This is a genomic window from Pseudomonas sp. EA_65y_Pfl1_P113 (genome assembly GCF_963970525.1).
Classification (GTDB): Bacteria; Pseudomonadota; Gammaproteobacteria; order Pseudomonadales; family Pseudomonadaceae; genus Aquipseudomonas; species Aquipseudomonas tritici.
On sequence record NZ_CAXAQM010000345.1, the window covers coordinates 1 to 530 of the forward strand.

The following is a 530-nucleotide window of genomic DNA, read 5'->3' on the forward strand; positions in this document are numbered from 1 at the left end:
GTCGGTCAACGCCAAGGGCTTCGACCTCAGGGTGCGGCTGCCGCAGGGCTTCGACGAGCTCGAGGCGCATGCCAAGAAGCGCGCCGGCGAGCTGCTGTCGCGTGGCACCGTCTACGCCAATCTCAACGTCAAGCGCACCAATGCGGCGATGACGGTGCGCGTCAACGAGGACGTCCTCAATGCCGTGCTCAAGGCCGCCACACTGATCGCAGGCAAGGTCGATGCGGTGGCGCCGAGCGTCGACGGCCTGCTCGCCATCAAGGGCGTCGTCGAGGTGGCCGAGCCCGAGGGCGATGAGGAGGAGGAGAAGGCGGCGCGTGCCGCGGCGGCCGACGCCTTCGATCGCGCGCTGGCCGATCTCGTCGGCCGAGTGGTTCGCAGCACGCCCCACGAGATCCCTCCCGCGACGCGGACGTTCCAGGCGCTGCGCATCCTGGTCAATCAAGAGCTTTCGGAACTCGAGACCGCGCTTGGTGCGGCCGAACGCGTTCTCAAGCCTGGCGGACGCCTCGTCGTCGTGTCCTTCCATT

The 530-nt window shown here is 68.1% G+C and carries 1 protein-coding gene; it reads left to right on the plus strand.

Going from position 1 to position 530, the window contains the following annotated elements; genetic code table 11:
• Positions 1-530 (plus strand): YicC/YloC family endoribonuclease (locus tag AACY52_RS29965; RefSeq protein WP_339561327.1); only part of this gene is annotated, 530 nt, incomplete at both ends.